Origin of the sequence: Cupriavidus pampae (genome assembly GCF_914271485.1) — a bacterium.
GTDB classification, from domain to species: domain Bacteria; phylum Pseudomonadota; class Gammaproteobacteria; order Burkholderiales; family Burkholderiaceae; genus Cupriavidus; species Cupriavidus pampae.
Genome location: NZ_CAJZAG010000004.1, coordinates 294,776 through 311,000, shown reverse-complemented (window position 1 = coordinate 311,000; position 16,225 = coordinate 294,776). Strand labels below are relative to the sequence as shown.

Annotated in this window: 15 protein-coding genes; 6 read left to right on the top strand and 9 right to left on the bottom strand. The window is 65.7% G+C overall.

Annotated elements, in window-relative coordinates; translation table 11 throughout:
• The first annotated feature begins 70 nt into the window (after positions 1 to 70).
• The 3 genes from LDO41_RS12210 to LDO41_RS12200 all read left to right on the top strand — a co-directional run bounded on the left by LDO41_RS12210 (position 71) and on the right by LDO41_RS12200 (position 3,881).
• Positions 71 to 1,042, top strand: a complete 972-nt coding sequence (locus tag LDO41_RS12210; RefSeq protein WP_223988362.1) for a Bug family tripartite tricarboxylate transporter substrate binding protein — start codon at positions 71 to 73, stop codon at positions 1,040 to 1,042.
• Positions 1,043 to 1,227: 185 nt separating this feature from the next.
• Complete coding sequence (locus tag LDO41_RS12205; RefSeq protein WP_223988360.1) at positions 1,228 to 2,442, top strand: GGDEF domain-containing protein; 1,215 nt, start codon at positions 1,228 to 1,230, stop codon at positions 2,440 to 2,442.
• 278 nt (positions 2,443 to 2,720) lie between these two features.
• Positions 2,721 to 3,881, top strand: coding sequence for a collagen-like triple helix repeat-containing protein (locus LDO41_RS12200; protein WP_223988351.1), 1,161 nt, complete (start codon positions 2,721 to 2,723; stop codon positions 3,879 to 3,881).
• Positions 3,882 to 3,938: 57 nt separating this feature from the next.
• Here LDO41_RS12200 and alaC read toward each other — a convergent pair whose 3' ends face one another.
• The 8 genes from alaC to LDO41_RS12160 all read right to left on the bottom strand — a co-directional run bounded on the left by alaC (position 3,939) and on the right by LDO41_RS12160 (position 11,428).
• Positions 3,939 to 5,159, bottom strand: coding sequence for an alanine transaminase (gene alaC, locus LDO41_RS12195; RefSeq protein WP_223988349.1), 1,221 nt, complete (start codon positions 5,157 to 5,159; stop codon positions 3,939 to 3,941).
• A gap of 116 nt (positions 5,160 to 5,275) precedes the next feature.
• Entirely contained in the window at positions 5,276 to 5,692 is a 417-nt protein-coding gene (locus tag LDO41_RS12190; protein WP_223988347.1) for a hypothetical protein, read from the bottom strand.
• 73 nt (positions 5,693 to 5,765) lie between these two features.
• Positions 5,766 to 6,578, bottom strand: coding sequence for a siderophore-interacting protein (locus LDO41_RS12185; RefSeq protein WP_223988345.1), 813 nt, complete (start codon positions 6,576 to 6,578; stop codon positions 5,766 to 5,768).
• A 39-nt stretch (positions 6,579 to 6,617) separates the two neighbouring features.
• The gene (locus LDO41_RS12180) at positions 6,618 to 7,274 is read right to left on the bottom strand and encodes a PadR family transcriptional regulator (protein WP_377741594.1); all 657 of its coding nucleotides are present in this window, start codon (positions 7,272 to 7,274) and stop codon (positions 6,618 to 6,620) included.
• Positions 7,275 to 7,390: 116 nt separating this feature from the next.
• Entirely contained in the window at positions 7,391 to 8,938 is a 1,548-nt protein-coding gene (locus tag LDO41_RS12175; RefSeq protein WP_223988341.1) for a methyl-accepting chemotaxis protein, read from the bottom strand.
• Between the two features lie 126 nt (positions 8,939 to 9,064).
• Positions 9,065 to 9,574 carry a hypothetical protein gene (locus LDO41_RS12170; RefSeq protein ID WP_223988332.1) on the bottom strand — a complete coding sequence of 170 codons (510 nt, stop codon included), beginning with the start codon at positions 9,572 to 9,574 and terminating at the stop codon, positions 9,065 to 9,067.
• Positions 9,575 to 9,576: 2 nt separating this feature from the next.
• Positions 9,577 to 9,939 carry a DUF6152 family protein gene (locus LDO41_RS12165; RefSeq protein WP_223988330.1) on the bottom strand — a complete coding sequence of 121 codons (363 nt, stop codon included), beginning with the start codon at positions 9,937 to 9,939 and terminating at the stop codon, positions 9,577 to 9,579.
• 34 nt (positions 9,940 to 9,973) lie between these two features.
• Positions 9,974 to 11,428, bottom strand: a complete 1,455-nt coding sequence (locus LDO41_RS12160) for a tetratricopeptide repeat protein (RefSeq protein ID WP_223988321.1) — start codon at positions 11,426 to 11,428, stop codon at positions 9,974 to 9,976.
• Positions 11,429 to 11,594: 166 nt separating this feature from the next.
• Between LDO41_RS12160 and LDO41_RS12155 the strand changes: the two genes are divergently transcribed.
• The gene (locus LDO41_RS12155) at positions 11,595 to 12,779 is read left to right on the top strand and encodes a DSD1 family PLP-dependent enzyme (RefSeq protein WP_223988714.1); all 1,185 of its coding nucleotides are present in this window, start codon (positions 11,595 to 11,597) and stop codon (positions 12,777 to 12,779) included.
• Positions 12,780 to 12,801: 22 nt separating this feature from the next.
• Here the strand turns inward: LDO41_RS12155 and LDO41_RS12150 are convergent, their stop codons facing one another.
• On the bottom strand, positions 12,802 to 13,290 hold the full coding sequence (locus LDO41_RS12150) for a hypothetical protein (protein ID WP_223988319.1): 489 nt from the start codon (positions 13,288 to 13,290) through the stop codon (positions 12,802 to 12,804).
• A gap of 470 nt (positions 13,291 to 13,760) precedes the next feature.
• Between LDO41_RS12150 and LDO41_RS12145 the strand changes: the two genes are divergently transcribed.
• On the top strand, positions 13,761 to 13,952 hold the full coding sequence (locus tag LDO41_RS12145) for a hypothetical protein (RefSeq protein ID WP_223988317.1): 192 nt from the start codon (positions 13,761 to 13,763) through the stop codon (positions 13,950 to 13,952).
• A 103-nt stretch (positions 13,953 to 14,055) separates the two neighbouring features.
• Complete coding sequence (locus tag LDO41_RS12140; RefSeq protein ID WP_223988315.1) at positions 14,056 to 16,203, top strand: phosphocholine-specific phospholipase C; 2,148 nt, start codon at positions 14,056 to 14,058, stop codon at positions 16,201 to 16,203.
• Positions 16,204 to 16,225: the final 22 nt, after the last annotated feature.

Below are 16,225 nucleotides of genomic sequence, written 5' to 3'. Positions count from 1 at the left end.
TTTTCATAGCTGAGGCCGCATGTCTCCTTATGATGTTCATTAGAAAATTTCGAACATCGGAGACAACCTCATGCATACGATCATACGGCGCGTCGCCGTTGGCACGCTGCTTTGCTGCGCCGCAACGGCGGCCCTCGCACAAGGCAGCTTCCCCACCAAACCCATTCGCATGGTCGTCGCGTTCACCGCGGGCGGCACCACCGACATCCTCGCGCGCGAGGTCGCCGCCGAAATGTCGCTGACGCTCGGCCAGAGCGTGGTGGTCGAGAATCGCCCCGGCGCGGGCGGCAACATCGGCACGGAAATCGTCAGCCGCACCGAGCCGGATGGCTACACGCTGCTGGCCACGTCGGTCGGTCCGATCGCCATCAATCCCTCGCTGTATAGCAAGCTCAAGGTCAATCCGCTGACCGAACTCACGCCGGTGGCGCCGATGGCCGATGTGCCCAACGTGCTGGTGGTACCGACTTCGCTGCCGGTCAAATCGGTGAAGGAACTGGTCGCCTACGCGAAGGCGCATCCGAACACGCTGAACTTCAGCTCCACTGGCGTCGGCACGGCCGCGCATTTGTCCGGCGTGCTGTTCAACGAGCGCGCCGGCGTGCAGACCACGCACGTGCCGTACAAGGGCGCGGATGCGCTCAACGATCTGCTGGCCGGACGCGTGCAGTTCATGTTCGCGACACTGCCGTCGGTGATCTCCCACATCCGCGGCGGTACCCTGCGCGTGCTGGCCGTGGCCTCGAAGCAGCGCACTGGCACGCTGCCCGATGTACCGACCATGGCCGAGGCCGGCGTGTCCGGCGTGGAGACCGGCGCATGGTTTGGCCTGTTCGCGGCCAAGGGTGTGCCGAAGGACGTGCTGGCCAAGCTCAACGGCGCCGTCGTCACCGCGCTCGGCAAGGCCGAGGTCAAGAGCAAGCTCGCGCAGCAGGGTGCCGATGCCATGCGGCTCTCGCCCGATGCCTTCAGCAAGTTCGTGCTCAGCGAGAATCAACGGTGGAAGCCCGTGGTCGTGAGTTCCGGCGCGCGTATCGACTGAACGCCGCTGTCCCCTCCTGTCGCGCAACGCCCCGCCCCTCCGGCGGGGCGTTGTGCTTTTCGCATCCATGCTCGCGCCCATGCGGCATGCGCGGGGCCGCGTATCATTACGCTTTCGACCCGCACAACCTGGCGCGGCCGCTTCCCGAGCGCCCGCTGCCGCTGCTATCCGAGGACGTAACGCCGATGTCGGCTCCGCTCGCCCTGCTGGTCATCACCGCGGCGCTTGGCGCCATGATGCTGGCCATCGTCTGGTCGCTGCGTCGCTGCGGCCTGCCTGGCGTGCGCGACTGGTGTCAGGCCAACCTCATCGCCACCGTGGCACTGGTGCTGTTCGCACTGCGCGGGATGGTTCCGGACGTGCTGACGGTCGTCGTGGCCAATGCCGCGCTGGCCTGGGCACTCTGCATGTTCTACGCGGGCACCGAGCGGTTCTGCGGGACCACGCCGCCATGGCGCTGGTTGATCGTTGGTACCGTCGGCGTGGCGGTGGGCATCGCCGCACTGCGCTACGTCGTCGATGATTTCTCCGCGCGCGTGGCACTGGTCTCCGTGTTCCATGCGCTGCTCTGCGCGGGCATCAGTCTTACTTTGATCCGGCATCGTCCGCGCGACCGCGCCGCCAGCCATTTCCTGACCACCGCCACGTTCGCGCTGGGCTTTGCACTCGCGCATGCCACGCGCGGTGTGCTGGCGGCCATGTCGATGCTCGGTGACAGTCTTTCCGCGCCAGGTCTCAACGTGGTGTTTCTCACGCTCGGCGCACTGGTGATGCCCGCGCTGACGATGGGCGCGGTGCTGATGATCCATGACAGCCTGGTACGCCGGCTCGAGGCCATTGCCAATACCGACGCGCTCACCGGTGTGGCCTCGCGCAAGGCGTATGAAGACGAGGCCGCGCGCGAACTCGCGCGCGCGGTGCGCGGTGGTCCCTCGCCCGCGCTCGTCATCATCGATATCGATCGCTTCAAGAGCGTCAACGATACGTGGGGCCATGCGGCCGGCGATGCGGTGCTGCGAGAGTTTGCGCGCGTCGCGGCCGAGGAGATTCGCGCGACCGATCGGCTGGCGCGACTCGGCGGTGAAGAGTTCGTGATCCTGCTGCCCGCTACCGGCGAAGCCGAGGCGCGCCATGTGGCCGAGCGCATCCGCGCGCGCGCCGCGGCCAATCCGGTCGAGACCTTGCTCGGCAGCACCGTGCATTACACGGTGAGCGGAGGCGTGGCGACGTGGCGGGCCGGTGAAACGCTGGCGCAACTGTCCGCGCGCGCCGATGCCGCGCTCTATCGCGCCAAGCTCGACGGCCGCAATCGGACCGTCGGGCAGAGCGAACTTGCCGGCGGCGCGATGGGTGCGTCCGCCGCGGCCCGCACCACCGCGCCCAATACCACCACGGTCTGACGACGCGCCGACCGCTACCCGGTTTAAAGCTCGCGTTACGTCCAAACGTTACGACCGACGTTACGAGGTAACGATGTCGTAACGGCGCAAGGCGCGCTCGCGCGTGCTCGCACGCCCGCTTCAAGCGCCGACGATCTCCCTGCAAGCCAGCCGCGACGCGGCCCGCGCGTCCATCGCGGGCCATCGCGCGACCTCGCTTCCGGCCTGCCCGCGCACGGGCATGGCCGTTGCGGTTGTGAGGTGCTGCACTCGCAGAACATCACAAAGGAGAGGTCATCGTGCGCAATTCAAACTACTTGCTCGGGCTCGCGTTGGGAAGCCTGTTGCTGATGGGCGGCTGTTCCCATCATCACACCGGGCCGATCGGCCCGGCAGGTGCAACGGGTCCCACCGGGGAGACCGGTACCGCTGGCGCAACCGGCGCTACGGGTTCGACGGGGGCCACCGGCTCCACTGGGGCCACGGGCTCCGCAGGGGCCACCGGGGCCACGGGAGCGACCGGCGCCACCGGTGCGACAGGTTCCACGGGCGCAACCGGCGCTACCGGCGCGCAAGGTCCGGCGGGGCAGACCGGCGCGACCGGTCCCACTGGCCCTGCGGGTCCTGATGGCGCCACTGGCCCGCAAGGCCCTCAGGGTCCGCAAGGACCGACCGGCTCGACCGGATCCCAAGGTCCGCAAGGGCCGACCGGCCCTGCTGGCGCCGCGGGTCCGACCGTGCTGGAGCAGGTCGGCGGTGCGGTCAGCAGCGTCGGCAATACCGTGAGCGGTCTCGGCACCGGTCCGCTGGCCGCGGTCACCGCGCCGGTTGGCTCCGTCGTCAATCAGGCTGGCAACCTCGTCGGCAACCTCACACCGCAGCTTGCGGCCGATCCGGTCAATCAGATCCTGACCACGGCAAACCGGGCCATCGTGCCGTTGACCGCCGCGCTCGGCAACGCCACGCAAACGATTGGCGGCGCGACTGGACTTGGCGCCACGCTCAACAACCTGCTCGTCACGGTCGGCGGCGCGGTCAACAACGTGGGCGGTACGCTCAAGCAGACGCAGGCACCGGTGATCACGGAAGTCGGCGGCATCGTGCAGACCACGGGCACCGCGGTGGCCGCGCTCGGCGGCGCGTTGACTCCCGCCGGCGGCACGCCGGGTACCAACCCGCTGGCGCCCATCACGAATCTCGTGGGTGGTCTGACGGGTGGCCTCGGTGGCGGCACGGGCGGCACCAATCCGCTGGCACCGGTGACGAATCTGGTGAGCGGACTGACGGGTGCGCTGCCCGGTGGCGGCAGCGGTGGCACCAGCCCGCTGGCGCCGGTGACGAATCTTGTGAGCGGACTGACCGGTGGTCTCACCGGCGGCGGCACCGGTGGTACAAACCCGCTGGCACCCGTGACCAACCTCGTGGGTGGCTTGACTGGCGGCCTGACCGGCCAGCGCTAGCGTAGTAAACCTTGCGCCCCTCTCCCGAAGGGAGAGGGGCAACTCAAACCGCGACGCTTACGGCGTCGTCGGCTTGATCAAGCCATCGGCGCGGAACATCGCCTTGATGCCACGCACAGCCTGCCGAATGCGCGATTCGTTCTCGATCAGCGCAAAGCGCACGTGCTCATCGCCATAGTCGCCAAACCCAATCCCCGGCGATACCGACACCTTGGCCTTCGCGAGCAGCTGCTTGGCAAATTCAAGCGAACCCATCGCGCGATACGCCTCTGGAATCCGCGCCCAGATATACATCGACGCTTTCGGAATCTCCACGGGCCAGCCCGCCTCGATCAGCCCACGCGCCAGCACGTCGCGCCGCGACTGGTACTGCGCGGCAATCTCCTTCACGCATTGCTGATCGCCCTCGAGCGCGCTGATCGCGGCCACCTGCAACGGCGTGAACGTGCCGTAGTCGTGATAGCTCTTGATGCGCGTCAACGCGGCCACAAGGTCCGGATTGCCGACCATGAAACCAATGCGCCAGCCCGCCATGTTGTAGCTCTTGGACAGCGTGAAAAACTCCACCGCGATTTCCTTCGCCCTCGGCACCTGCATGATCGACGGCGCCTTCCAGCCATCGAACACGATGTCCGCATACGCCAGGTCATGCACGACAAAGATGTCATGCTTGAGCGCCAGCGCAATCACGCGCTCGAAGAAGTCCAGCTCCACGCAGGCCGCCGTCGGATTTGACGGAAAGCCCAGCACAATCATCTTCGGCTTGGGATAACTGCCGCGAATCGCCCGCTCGAGCTCGGCGAAGAAATCGATGTCCGTGGTCAGCGGCACCGAACGGATATCGGCCCCGGCGATCACCGCCCCGTAGATATGAATCGGATAGCTCGGGTCCGGCACCAGCACGGTATCGCCGCGATCGAGCGTGGCCAGCATCAGATGCGCGAGCCCTTCCTTGGAACCGATAGTCGCGATGGCCTCGGTGTCGGGATCGATCTCCACGCCATAGCGGTCGTGATACCAGTGAGAAATCGCGCGACGCAGGCGCGGAATCCCCTTCGACGCCGAATAGCCATGCGTGTCGGGCCGCTGCGCCGCGTCCACGAGCTTGGCCACGATATGCGGCGGTGTCGCGCCATCGGGATTGCCCATGCTCATGTCGATGATGTCCTCGCCACGGCGGCGGGCGGCCATCTTGAGCTCGGCGGTGATATTGAAGACGTACGGGGGGAGACGATCGATGCGCGCAAAGCGGCGCTTGCCAGAGGAAGTGGCAGTCATGAAGGTGGTGTCCTAAACGTAAGCGCCCGGATCCGTCCGAGCGACGTCGGTGGCCGTTGTCTCAGCCACCGTGGAGCGATATTACGCAGCCATCAGAATTTCCACAACTCCCACTTTCACCAGAACACGCCCGACGGCCGATATGGCCGATCGGCCGGCAACAACTTCACGATGCAATTGAGCGCGTCGGCGTTGACCTTGTCGCCGCCCATCGCGGCCTCGATCGAGGAACGGTACTCCGGCACGCTGATGCGCTGGTAATACAGTCGCGAGGTCTGGTCCAGCCAGTACACATACTCGCTATCGCTGTCGTCGCTGCCCGAGCGCAGCCATTCGCCGAGAACATGCGTGCCGAGCGTCGCGTCGGCGCAGCTGTTCTGGATCTTGTCCACATATTGGTTAAAGCCCTTGGCCTCGAAGTTGCGCACCGAGTCCGGCGCGCATGCGGCCAGACCCATCACGGTGGTGACAATCAAAGCGGCAACCAAGGCAAGCGGCAAGCGGGTGGCACGGGGAAAGCGCTGCAGCGGCATGGCATCTCCAGTCGAAGGGCGTGCTGCCAGTGTAGCCGCACGCCATCGCCATTGCGCTGCAAACGTACCCGAATCAATCGTCGATGGTTTCGTGCACGGCCGCGTTGCCGCGCTTCCAGTACGCCGATGCGCGGATACGCGACTTGTCGATGCCGCGCTCCTCCACCAGGTACTTGCGCACGTCGCGCATCGCCGCGCCCTCGCCGGCCGCCCACACGTATCCATCGCCCTCGGGCAGGCTGACCCAGCGCAGCGTGGACAGCAGCATGCTGCCTTCGGGACGTTCCTCGCGATAGACCCAGTGCACCTCGATGTCCGGACCGTTCACGAGCGGGATGCGCGAGCCCGCATCGCTGACCTCGAGCACGACCACCGCGCGTGCGCCGGCACCGAGTTCTTCGAGCCGGCGCCCGATGGCCGGCAGCGCGGTGTCATCGCCGATCAGCAGATGCCAGTCGTATTCGCGCGGAATCACGAACGAGCCACGCGGGCCGCCCACTCCGAGATACTTGCCCGGCTGCGCCTGCGCGGCCCACGTGGATGCGGGCCCATCGCCGTGCAGCACGAACTCGATATCGAGTTCCTGCGCCACCGGATCGAAGCGGCGCGGCGTGTAGTCACGCGCCTGCGGCCGCGTGGCACCTTCAGGGAAGGTAATGCCTTCCGGTCCGACCTGCGGCAGCACTGGCTGCTCCTGCCCCGGCGCGGGGAAGAACACCTTGATATGGTCGTCGAACGATGCCGACACAAAGTCCGCCAGGTCCGGGCCACCCAGCGTCACGCGCAGCAGCTGCGACGACATCTTGCGCACACGCAGCACCTGCAACAGGCGCATGCGCAGCGTATGGCGAACACGTTGAACCGTCAGATCTCGCATTGCATTCATGTAGGAATCTCTTTCAATGATGGGCTGGACCACGGCGCCTCAGCCCTTGTTCGCGATCTCGCGCGCGGCACGATCCAGGATCGCGATGATGCGGCGCTGCTCGTCGGGGCTGGCATCGGTTGCCAGCGCGAGCGCCTGCTTGATGCGCATGCGCGCTTCGACGAACTCGGGGAGCCAGCCGCCCTGCTCCGGGTCCTGTTGCGGCATGCCGCTCATCGCCCGACGCATCCAGTCCATCTTCCTGGCGACGTGGCGCAGCTTGCCGACCATCAGCGCCACGCGCTCGCGGTGCGTTTCCAGATAGGCAACGCCGGTATCGGTAATCCGATACAGCTTCTTGTTGCCGTCGGCATCGACGCTGGCGTAGCCCAGGTCTTCCAGGAACGTCAGCGCGGGATAGACCACGCCGGGGCTCGGCTTGTAGAACCCATTGGTGCGCGTCTCAAGCGCCTTGATCAACTCGTAACCATGCGACGGCTTTTCTTCGAGCAGCGACAGCAGCAGCAACTGCAGGTCTTCCGCACTGAACTTGCGCCCACGCCGCCAGCCATCATCGCCAAAGCCCTCACCACCGTCGGCGCCATCCCAATCGCTGCGGCCCCCGCCGCCGCTCCAGAAACCGCCATGGCGATGCATCATGTGCGCGCGCAGTTTGTGAAGGTGAGCATGTAAATGGTGACGCATTCGCCACTCCATATATCGTAAAACATATCTTACGATATACGCAGTGACGAAAAAGGTCAAGGCGACCGCGTCGGGAAGAGGATAGGAAAGGGGGAATCCCTCTCCGGACGGAGAGGGATAAAGACGTCTTAAGCGGCCAGCTTGAACGTCATCACCGCGGACGACAGTTGGTTGGCCTGGGCTTCGAGCGAGTCCGCGGCTGCGGCGGCCTGTTCCACCAGCGCGGCGTTCTGCTGGTTGACCTGTTCCATCTGCGACACCGCCGAGCTGACCTGCGCGATGCCCGACGACTGTTCGCCCGAGGCGGCCGAGATCTCGTTGACGAGGTCGGCCAGGCGGCGGACTTCGGACACGATCTCGCCGATCGTATTGCCGGCCTGCTCCACCTGCACGCTACCCGCATCGACCTTGCCGACCGACGAATCGATCAGCGCCTTGATCTCCTTGGCAGCACCGGCGCTACGCTGCGCCAGCGCGCGCACTTCGCCAGCCACCACCGCAAAGCCACGGCCCTGCTCGCCCGCGCGGGCCGCTTCGACGGCCGCGTTCAGCGCGAGGATATTGGTCTGGAACGCGATGCCGTCGATCACGCCGATGATATCGACGATCTTCTGCGAACTCGTATTGATCTCGCTCATGGTCTGCACCACGCCGCGCACCACGTCACCACCACGCGTGGCCAGTTGTGCCGCGCTGCTGGCCAGCTCGCTCGCGCGCGAGGCGCTGTCGGCATTGTTGCTCACGGTCGAGGTCAACTCCTCCATGCTCGCCGCGGTCTGCTCGAGCGCCGACGATTGCTGCTCGGTCCGCGACGACAGATCCGTATTGCCCGCCGCAATCTCGCGCGCGCCGATCGTCACCGCATCGGAACTCGCGCGCACCTTCAGCACGGTTTCGGTCAGGCCATGCTGCATGCGTGCGAGCGCGTCGAGCACCTGCCCGATCTCGTTGCTGCCTGCCTTCGGCACGTTCATCGTCAGGTCGCCCTCCGCCACGCGCATCAACAGGTCGGAGGCCTTGGTCAGCGGCGCCACCACGAGGCTGCGCAGCGCAAGGTGGACCGCCACGATCAGCGCGCCCGACAGCGTCAGGCCGATGATCACGAGCACGATCACGCGTTGATAGCGTTTCTGGCCCGTGGCCAGTTCCTCGTCATTGAGGCGCAGGGCCAGTTGCTGAAACCGCTCGACACCGGTCGAATGCTTGGTGCCGAAGCCGATGATGTCCTTGGCATTGATCGCGGTGTAAGCCGCGGTGTCATCCTTGCGCAATGCCTCCACCGCGCGCTGGCCGGCGTCGATATGCCCGCGCGCCACCGCGATGATCTCCTCGCGCGTGCTGGCGTCCTGCCCAGCGAACGGCGCCGCCTTCTCGAACGCGTCCAGTTCTTCCTTCGACTTGGCGATGAACTTCTCCGCGCTGCCGATGGCTTCGGTGCTCACGGTGCCGGTCTCCTTGCTGGCCGTGTACGCCCGCGTCAGCGCCGAACGTGCGCGCATCATGTCCTTGTAGGCGTCATTGAGCAGCAGCGCACGCGATGCCACCAGGTGTGCCCGTTCCAGAGAGGTGCGCGACTCGCGCAGTTCGAGCACGCCAAGGGCGGCTCCGAGAATCAGCATAAGGCCGAATATCGCCAGCGTTGCCAGCAGGCCGTGGCGGATGCTTACGTTTTGCATGGAAGTGTCAGAATCGATCGATCAGTCGGTACCGGCTTAACGACCGATCACCTCGAACCTTGAGGGACCATGCGCCATCATTTGCGTTACATCAAACTTCTGCGAATTGGCACTTGACGGCGTTAGCTACATATAGGCAATCAGCCGACCCGCGCAGATCACCAGTATCCACGTCGACAGCGAGATCCACGCACATGCACGCGCGCCCGCTGGGGGCCTGCCGCCCGCCTCCCAATCGCTGCCGGGGCGCAGCAGTTGACGATAGGGTCCGACGTGGAACCATGCCGCGTTGGCGAGTCCGAGCAGCACGAGCGCGGTCTTGGCAAGGAAGGCCCGATTGCCGATCAGTTCATCGGCATGCGCCATGAATAGCAGTACGCCGCTCGCCGCGATCAACAGAAAGCCGATGATCGAGAGCGGCAGCGCATGTCGCAGCAATATCGTGACCGGCAGTTGCCTGCCGAAGCCGGCCAGACGCATATCGACGACAACGATCGAACCGAACAGCAGCGCCATGCCAGCCAGATGGAAGATCTCGACGATGGGATAGGCCCATGCCGAGGCACGCAGCGCTGCCGACAGCGGCAACGCCGATAGCTGGGCCGCCCAGTCCGCTACCTCGGCAAAGACCGCCACCGTTAGCGCAACTCGACCGTCTTGCCGTCGAGCGTAATGCGCTCGACCCGCATTTCATCGGCCTTTTCCTTACTGGCGTAGCCCACCAACGTCACCTGCCGGCCAACGGCCACCTTCTCGGCGGTGGCGCCGCGCGACTCCATGCGCGAGATCGGCGCGAGCACCGCGAACCAGCGTTTGCCATCGGCTTCCACGCGGATGGTCGCGTGCGGGTTCTCGTAATGGCTCTCGACGACCTTGCCGGTGACGGTAATGGGCTTGGTGTCGTCATAGGTAGACCAGCCATGATGGGCCATGGCTGACAGGCTGACCGCCAGCATCAGCGCGGGAACCGAACGGACAATCAGACGACGGGCATGGTGCATGCAAACTCTCCTTGTCGAAACGAAAATGATTCGGTCAGGCATCGGGTGAGACATCGGGTGAAGCATCAAAGCCCGGCGATTCCGGTGACGGGCGAGGCCGCGGATCCGCCGTGGACATGCCACCGGGCTCACGCAACGCCCGTGCGCGCGACATCATCGTGCCGAGCGCGGGATTCATCGCCTTGAGCGCGGCACGTTCGGCCAGCAACGCATCGGCGAGGTTGACGCGCCCGGCCCGCAGCGCGGCCTCGATCAGCGTCAATGTGAACACGTCGCGCTGCGCATGGCTGCCACCGAAGCGATGACAAATCATGCGCGTTGGCATCAGTCGCGCGATCGACGCTTCATAGTCGCCGCGCTCGAAGGCAATCAACCCCTCCGCCATCGGCAGGCCTACTTCAGCCGTCATGGTGCCATTGGTACCGCCGCCCCCATGATTCGCCCTGCCCGCCGCCGCCGCACCCTGCATCGCCGCGCCCTGCATTGCCCCGTAAACCGCCGCCACATCGTCGATGCGGCCAGCGCCCAGGCACGCCATGATCGCATGCACATCGTTGAACGCATAGTAGCCCGCGGCCCCGCGCGACTGCCAATCGTCGGCCACATCGATCCAGCGATTGCCAACATCCACGCCGCGCAGATGCAGGCGCCACAGCAGCGCGGCCGCATCAACGAGGTCGAGCGCGATCGCTGGCGCGGGGCGCGCGACATGATCGTCATAGAGCGCAAGCACCGCGTCGTGCTGTTCGCGCTCGAGCAGCAGCAGCGCGAGATGCCACCAGTTGTGAACCGCCAGCATATTGTCTTCGGCCCAGTCTTCGCGGCGCGCGGTCAGCCAGTCGACGCCGGCATCGAGGCGCCCCTGCATCTCCATCACATGTGCCACCGCGTGAATCGCCCACGGATCGCGCGGGTTGAGCGCGACCGCTTCGCGGCCCCGCGCCTCGGCATCTTCATAGCGCTGCATCTCCTCAAGCCCAAACGCGTGCATGCCGAGCAGATAGCTGTAGCCGGGCAGGCTCGCATTCCAATGCGGCAATACCTGCGCGATGCGGTCGCGCAGCATGCTCGAATGTCCGAGCAGAAAGTCGCCGATATGCGCCACCTGAATCGCGAGGATATCGTGCGGATAGTCGACGACGATATCGCCATAGGCCTGTATCGATTGCGCAAACCTTCCGTCGAGCCAGGCCCGTGCCGCCGCGAAATGGCGGCGCTCACGCTCGTTGGCGCGCGCGCCCAGCGCCTCGCCGGCTTCCACGCTCTGCCGTAGCATCGGCTCGGCGGTGCCGTCGCCGGACGTCACCATCAGGCCCGCGCGCAGCGCGTGGCCCATTGCGAAGTCGGGGTCGTCGACGAGCGCGCCGTCGATCACGGACAGCGGATCGCCGTAGTAGCCATGCAGCAGATTGAGCGCGGCCTCGTAACGTTCGAGCGAGTGCGCGCTCGCGGGCGATACCTGCAAGCCCCTGAAGTCCGTCTGTGCCATCGCGTCCCCTCATTGTTATCCGCGCCGGATATTGCCCGCCGGACATCCCCGCAGTTCACCTGACATCGTAGTCAACGCGCGCGCCGACGCAAGCAAGGCGCCGCGTAACACACATGCGTGCGCGCGCATGCTACGCTCCCCGCTCGTCCACGCCACTGCCCTGTCCATGCGCTCCGTTGCCGCCCCCGCCGTGACCCTCACCCTCCCCGTCGCCGCCTGCCCCGGCCAATCCGTGGCCGACGTCGATACCCCCTCGCTGATGCTGGACCTCGATGCGTTCGAAGCCAACCTCGACCGCATGCAGGCCGCCGCCGACGCGGCCGGCGTCAAACTGCGTCCGCACGCCAAGGCGCACAAGTGCCCCGATATCGCGCTCGCGCAAATTGCGCGCGGCGCGGTGGGCGTGTGCTGCCAGAAGGTCAGCGAGGCCCTGCCGTTCGTCGCGGCCGGCGTGGCCGATATCCATATCAGCAACGAGATCGCCCTCAACCCGGCCAGCCCGGCCAAGGCGGACCTGCTCGCGCAACTCGCCCGCCATGCGCGCCTGAGCGTCTGCGTCGACGACCTGGCGCAGATCGACGTGCTGGCGGCGGCATGCGAACGCGCCGACAGCAAGCTCGATGTATTTATCGAAATCGACGTGGGACAAAACCGCTGCGGCGTGGCCGATGCCCCCGCCGCGCTGCGCCTGGCCGAACGTATTGCTACATTCGACCATCTGCATCTGCGCGGGTTGCAGGCGTATCACGGTGGCATTCAACATCTGCGCGACTGGAACGAACGCCGCGAGGCTGCGGCCGGCGCGGCATCGCGCACGGCCGCGGTGGTCGCCGCGCTGCGCGATGCGGGCGTGACCTGTGAAGTGGTGACCGGTGGCGGCAGCGGCAGCGTCGAGTTCGACCTGCAGAGCGGGGTCTACACCGAGATCCAGCCGGGCTCGTATGTGTTCATGGATGCCGACTACGGTAGCAATGCCTACACGGGCACGATGCGCTTTACGCACGGCCTGTTCATCGCCAGCACGGTAATGAGCGTGGCCGCGGGAGATCGCGTGGTGGTGGATGCGGGGCTCAAATCGATGGCTGTCGACTCGGGTCTGCCGTGGGTATGGGAAGAAAAGACGGCGGACGGTGCGCCATCGTCATCGTTGCAATATGTGGCGGCGAACGACGAGCATGGCATCGTCAAGCCAACCGGCGCCAATAGCGCGCTGCCGGCGCTCGGCAGCCGCGTGCTGCTGGTGCCGGGGCATTGCGACCCCACGCTGAATCTCTACGATGAGTTGGTCTGCGTGCGCGCGGGCGTGGTAGAGGCCGTGTGGCCGATCGCCGCGCGCGGGTTCAGCCGCTAGTTTTATTCGTCAGTTTCAGCGACTAGGCGAGCTGAGCCGCCAGTTCATGCAGGTCCGCGGCAATCCAGCCGCGGCCATTCCAGGCCTCGAACACGAGCTCGTCCACCGGTACGTCGGTGAGCGAACCGATCCAATCGGTGGGCGCCGCGCCACAGCGCAGCCCGCTCGCGACCATCGTCATGGCATCGGGTACGTCGATATCCGCCACGCGCGTGACGGTTGGCCACGGTAACAACCGGCGGTCGTCAGCCCGTAATCCGAATCGATAAAGTCCAAAGCGCGCATGCAGCGCCGCACGCGTGAGTCCACGCGCGTCCGCGCGCAGCTTGTCGTCCTTGCTGGCCGACGGATCCCATTGCTGGTTGCGTGAGAACCACAGAATTCCGTGGCAGACCTCGGCCGTGTGCTCGCAGGTGCCCCCGGCGCCGGGCACGAGTCGCCCCGAACGCGCAATGGCCGCCAGTGGCGTGCCTACGGTGTAGTGCCAAACAAAAGGTGAATCAGCATCCATATTCAGGCAGCTCCCTGCAAACGTCCCTTCCATAGCCACATTGGTATCAAAGGGCGTGTTTACAAGCAGGGCCCGGAGCGCGTCGCGCGCGTGCCGAATGTGCAGATATGCGGCTGCGATGCCACGTTCCAGACCCCTTTATCGCCCGCAAACCCAGTCCCGGCGCGGAATTTCAGACCGTAGGGCAAGACCTTATCCGATCTGCGCTCGTGCCGCGCCTGGCCCGTGTAGAGGGCGAAGTCTAAAAACCATAGCACAGGCATTGCTGCGTCGCAGCAGTTCATTTCATTTGACGGCGAGCTTTCCCACAAAAGCGCATCGCTCGTGTGTTTCTTGCATCACAAAAAACAACTCTCAAAAGCGCGAATACCGACATCGGTTTTCTTGGGGTGAATGTCATTGCGGCGAAAACGCCCCTTCGTACGCTCTGCGTCGTACGTCCCGTCCTCCGCCAGAGAGAGATCCACACCATGAGCCACGTTCTTCACACCCTTAGCCGCGCGCGCCCGCTCGCATCGCTGGCCGCCCTGCTGCTTTGCGCGACGCTCGCTGCCTGCGGCGGCGACTCCGACAGCAGCGCCAACCCTTCCACGCCGCCAGCCGGCGGTGGCAACACCCCGGACACGCCAACCGTCACGCCCCAGATGAAATGCGCGCCTTGATCGGCCGCAGCGTCCGGAATTCCCGGATCGCTCCGCGCGCTCTCCCGCTTATCGCACGCACTTCCACCCCATGCCTACCGGCAAGCAATCACATCGACTCGCCATGAACTCGAACAGCCGACGCAACTTTCTGAAGATGGCAGGCTCCGGCGTTGCCGCCACCGCCGCGCTCTCCGCATTTCCGCCGGCGATCCGCCGCGCGCTCGCCATTCCCGCCAACAACGCCACGAAGTCGATCCGCGACGTGGAATACGTGGTGGTCCTGATGCAGGAAAACCGCTCCTTCGACAACTACTTTGGCGCGCTGAAGGGCGTGCGCGGCTTCGGCGACCGTTTCCCGATCCCGCTCTCGGGCGGCCGCAACGTGTTCCAGCAGACGTATATCAACGCCAGCACCGGCGTCAATCGTACGCTCACGCCGTACCACCTGGACAGCAAGGTCGGCAACGCCCAGCGCGTCAGCGGTACGCCGCATAGCTTCCCCGACGCGCAGAACGCATGGGATCTCGGCCGCATGGGCCGCTGGCCCACGTTCAAGGCGCCCCAGTCGATGGGCTACTACACGGAGCAGGAAGTCGGGTTCCAGTACGCGCTCGCCAATGCCTTCACGCTCTGCGACGCCTACCACTGCAGCTTCCACGGCGGCACCAACACCAACCGTCTGTTCCACTGGACCGGCACCAACGATCCGACCGGCGCCAATGGCGGCCCGGTGATCGACAACAGCGGCGACTCGCTCGACGCCCTCGGTATCAATTACAAGTGGAAGACCTACCCCGAGCGCCTGCAGGCCGCCGGCGTGAGCTGGAAGGTCTACCAGAATCTGCCGGACAACTTCACCGACAATCCGCTGGCGGGCTTTCAACAGTATCGCGCGGCCAACACCGCGCGCGGCAATCAGCCTGACGGCGCGCCCTATCCCGCGTACACGCCGGCCGATGAAGCGGTGAGCCCGCTCATCAAGGGCATCGGCAACACCATGCCCGATGGCGGCTTCCTGCAGGCGCTGCGCGACGACATCGCCGCGGGCACGTTGCCGCAGGTGTCGTGGATCGTCGCCCCGGAAACGTACTCGGAGCACCCGGGACCGTCGAGCCCAGTGCAGGGCGCGTGGTACACGCAGCAGGTTCTCGATGCGCTCACGGCCAATCCGGACATCTGGGCACGCACCGTGCTGTTTATCAACTTCGACGAGAACGACGGCTTCTACGACCACGTGCCTCCGCCCGCGGTGCCCGCGCTCGATGCGAGCGGCCAGCCGATCGGCGCCGCCACCATGAGCACCGATGGCGAGTACCACACCACGAAGCTGCCGTATGGTCCCGGTCCGCGCGTGCCGATGTACGTGGTCTCCCCGTGGAGCCGCGGCGGCTGGGTCAACTCGCAGGTGTTCGACCATACGTCGGTGCTGCGCTTCCTCGAAGCCCGCTTTGGCGTGGCGGAAACCAACATCAGCGCGTACCGTCGCGCGGTGATGGGCGATCTGACCAGCGCGTTCGACTTCGTCAACCCGAACGCCACCGCGTTGCCCACGCTGCCGTCCATGCTGAAGGCCGATGCGGACAACCTGCGCGCTGCGCAGGCACTCCTGCCGCAGGTCGCGCAACCGACGGAAGCCGCACAGGTGCTGCCGAAGCAGGCCGCCGGTACGCGTCCGTCGCGCAAGCTGCCGTACACGCTGCACGTGAGTGGCCAGGAAGATCCGGTCAATCGCGCGATGTGGCTCAAGTTCAAGAACGACGGCACGCAGGCGGCGGTGTTCCACGTCTACGACAAGCTGCACCTCGACAGCGTGCCGCGTCGCTATGCCGTCGATCCGGGCAAGGAGATCGACGGCAAGTGGGACGTGTTCACGCTGCTGAACGGTCGCTACGATCTGTGGGTGGTCGGTCCCAATGGCTTCCACCGCTCGTTCTCGGGCGATGCCAGCACGCCGTCGGCATCGGGCGCATCGGCACCGGAGATTCGCGTCTGCTACGACGAGGCCAACGCCAACATCTACCTGACGCTGATCAACCGCGGCGCCAATGCGTGCACCTTCACGGTGACGCCTAACGCGTACCCGGGCTTCACGCCCGTGACCGTGGCAGTGCCTGCCGGCAAGTCCGTGGACAAGAACTGGGCGCTGGCCGCGCAGGGCAACTGGTACGACTTCACCGTGACCACGCCGCAAGGCGGCTTCACCCGCCGCTTTGCGGGTCGCCTCGAGAACGGCAAGGACGGTGTGTCCGATCCGGCGATGGGTGGTTAAGTACGACAGCGCCGGCCACAAG

Excerpts from the sequence above, each read along its gene's own strand:
- LDO41_RS12140 (WP_223988315.1), top strand. The coding sequence starts at position 14,056 with ATGAACTCGAACAGCCGACGCAACTTTCTGAAGATGGCAGGCTCCGGC.
- LDO41_RS12165 (WP_223988330.1), bottom strand. The coding sequence starts at position 9,939 with ATGCACCATGCCCGTCGTCTGATTGTCCGTTCGGTTCCCGCGCTGATG.
- LDO41_RS12190 (WP_223988347.1), bottom strand. The coding sequence starts at position 5,692 with ATGCCGCTGCAGCGCTTTCCCCGTGCCACCCGCTTGCCGCTTGCCTTG.
- LDO41_RS12205 (WP_223988360.1), top strand. The coding sequence starts at position 1,228 with ATGTCGGCTCCGCTCGCCCTGCTGGTCATCACCGCGGCGCTTGGCGCC.
- LDO41_RS12210 (WP_223988362.1), top strand. The coding sequence starts at position 71 with ATGCATACGATCATACGGCGCGTCGCCGTTGGCACGCTGCTTTGCTGC.
- LDO41_RS12155 (WP_223988714.1), top strand. The coding sequence starts at position 11,595 with ATGCGCTCCGTTGCCGCCCCCGCCGTGACCCTCACCCTCCCCGTCGCC.
- LDO41_RS12185 (WP_223988345.1), bottom strand. The coding sequence starts at position 6,578 with ATGAATGCAATGCGAGATCTGACGGTTCAACGTGTTCGCCATACGCTG.
- LDO41_RS12145 (WP_223988317.1), top strand. The coding sequence starts at position 13,761 with ATGAGCCACGTTCTTCACACCCTTAGCCGCGCGCGCCCGCTCGCATCG.
- LDO41_RS12160 (WP_223988321.1), bottom strand. The coding sequence starts at position 11,428 with ATGGCACAGACGGACTTCAGGGGCTTGCAGGTATCGCCCGCGAGCGCG.
- LDO41_RS12150 (WP_223988319.1), bottom strand. The coding sequence starts at position 13,290 with ATGGATGCTGATTCACCTTTTGTTTGGCACTACACCGTAGGCACGCCA.
- LDO41_RS12175 (WP_223988341.1), bottom strand. The coding sequence starts at position 8,938 with ATGCAAAACGTAAGCATCCGCCACGGCCTGCTGGCAACGCTGGCGATA.
- LDO41_RS12180 (WP_377741594.1), bottom strand. The coding sequence starts at position 7,274 with ATGGAGTGGCGAATGCGTCACCATTTACATGCTCACCTTCACAAACTG.
- alaC (WP_223988349.1), bottom strand. The coding sequence starts at position 5,159 with ATGACTGCCACTTCCTCTGGCAAGCGCCGCTTTGCGCGCATCGATCGT.